This is a genomic window from Bacteroides acidifaciens (assembly GCF_024623065.1).
Classification (GTDB): domain Bacteria; phylum Bacteroidota; class Bacteroidia; order Bacteroidales; family Bacteroidaceae; genus Bacteroides; species Bacteroides acidifaciens.
The window spans coordinates 1-2,058 of sequence record NZ_JANJZR010000166.1 but is presented as its reverse complement, the minus strand read 5'-3'; the positions used below and the strand labels follow the sequence as shown (position 1 = coordinate 2,058).

Genomic DNA, 2,058 nt, shown 5'->3' with positions numbered 1-2,058 from the left:
ATAAGTGCATATTTGAATTTTATGAGGCAAAGGTATCAAAACCTTATGATATAAACCAATTATGAACATCTACTTATTACAATTGCTTGACTCCAAATATGTGAGCATTTGAAGCAGAATCGATAGTGAACTTTTTACCTCTAAGAGAACTTATAATTCTTTTTATTTCCTCGGTCTGTGCTATAATACAACGATACCCTTCAGGCATAGTCTTAATATCTATGTTCCCTCGACGATTCTCAATGTTATAGATAATGTCAAAATTATGTGCAGAAAAGGATTAATTAAGCATATATTATATAGTTTATTAGCATGTTATCCCATTGTTATTAATATTTGCCAAGATCCGTCATTATCCTTACCTTTGTGTCTCAGAACACCTTTCTTCTGCAAAACGGAGAGGTCACGTTCTACAGTACGTTGGCTCACTGACAAGATCTCCGACATTTGGCGACCACTAATTGTCGGAGACTCTTTGATGAGATTCAGTATATTCTGTTGACGCTCGGTAATTTTCATCTCCGACACGTCTCCGTCATTATCTCCGACATTTATCATGTTGATGGAGGCAAAGATGATAGTCTGAAATTGAGTTGGAGTGGATTTGAAAACAGGTTTCAGTTCATCCCTATACCCATCCAATGCTTTGGTCTCGTTGCAGATGCGTGTGAGTCCACTACCTCTTTTCTCCATATAGTCCAGTTGGCCCATGACATTTGCAAGTATTGGGTTACGTCTTTCAGAAGAAACGTCAGCGATGTCTAAGTCCTGAATCAGCATACCATTGTACATTCCACCAGGGGATGTGATTGTAAGACGGTCATCGTAGATATCAAGATGCACCTCGCCACCCATAACAGTATAGTCACGATGGATGAAGTGGTTAACCATAGCTTCGAGAATAGCACGTTCTGCATACTCAGGTTTATTCTTTCGCCTATCAGGTAACTTCTCCCAGCCTTTTTTTGTGCTGGATTTCACAAAGTTCATGGCTTCACGAAGTAACATGAGTACGTTTCCAGTAAACTCTGCATCATTGATGGCATCACTCTTTTCCTTTCCATCCCAACGTGTGCAGTATAGGCGAGATTGCCACAATGGGCAGTCATCGGCAAACAAGGCTCCAGCATTCGTAAGGTTCTTTGCACCAGTTACCAATCCAAACGACAAAAGATATTTCTTGTCCCATTCTTGTTTGGTGCGGTCTTTGAAAGCATTTGCCAATATCGTAAAGGAGTAGTCCTCCGCATTATAATCTGTATGTAGAGAATCGAAAGTTTTGTTCGAGCCTTTCAGTACCAAACGTACCATTTGCTCTGCCGTGGCAGGAATACTCTCATCACCAACACGAACAAAGGCTATGCGCTGGCCATCGCCAACGTAGTAATATGGAGTATAATGCCCTGCAATGACTTTGAGTTGCAATATATGTGAACCATCTATATCATGAGGAATCACTTCCATCTCTGGTAGAGGATCCATGTAATCACGAATCTTACTACTGATAGCTTCGCAAACATACTGTACATCATCAAGACCTTTGACAATTCCATCATTATCTATACCAAAGAAAAGTGAGCCACCTAAGCCATTGGCGAAAGCACTTATGCTCTTCAACCAGCTCTTGGGTTTCTTTTCTTCCAGCATCAACTTAAAATCGTATGCGGTACATTCTGCTATCAGAGTATTCAAATCCATTGTTATGATGACTACTATATCAATCAGTAAAAACATTTCTATTCATAAGTGCAAAATTACAACTAATTATCCGAAAACCAGCATAAAAGTCTTTATTTCGTATAGTTCTAAGCATCATTGGTACACTTTTAATAGCAAATAGAATAAAAGAACTCAATTCTATCGCTATATATTCGTCATTTTCAAATATTATGGGTAATTTTGCATTTGGATTTGGGCGACCATTTCCTGACATTTGAAATAAAAGGAGCGTTATGCTACTCTTGTAAGTGCAAAGCCTGTGAAGCGATAGAAAACTATCAATGCAACCAATAGAGGAATCCGGCAAAAGAACTGCAATTCGTTGTAAAGCAGCAAAAT

Annotated in this window: 2 protein-coding genes; both read right to left on the bottom strand. The window is 38.9% G+C overall.

The genetic code is table 11. The features are described from left to right. Nucleotides 1–315: 315 nt before the first annotated feature. On the bottom strand, nucleotides 316–1,698 hold the full coding sequence (locus NSB03_RS20455) for an ATP-binding protein (protein ID WP_257466628.1): 1,383 nt from the start codon (nucleotides 1,696–1,698) through the stop codon (nucleotides 316–318). A gap of 19 nt (nucleotides 1,699–1,717) precedes the next feature. Continuing rightward, a partial coding sequence (locus tag NSB03_RS20450) for a hypothetical protein (protein ID WP_257466627.1) occupies nucleotides 1,718–2,058 on the bottom strand: 341 nt, incomplete at its 5' end.

What these genes read in the sequence shown, in the direction of transcription:
- NSB03_RS20455 (WP_257466628.1), bottom strand. Translation starts at nt 1,698, where the DNA reads ATGGATTTGAATACTCTGATAGCAGAATGTACCGCATACGATTTTAAG.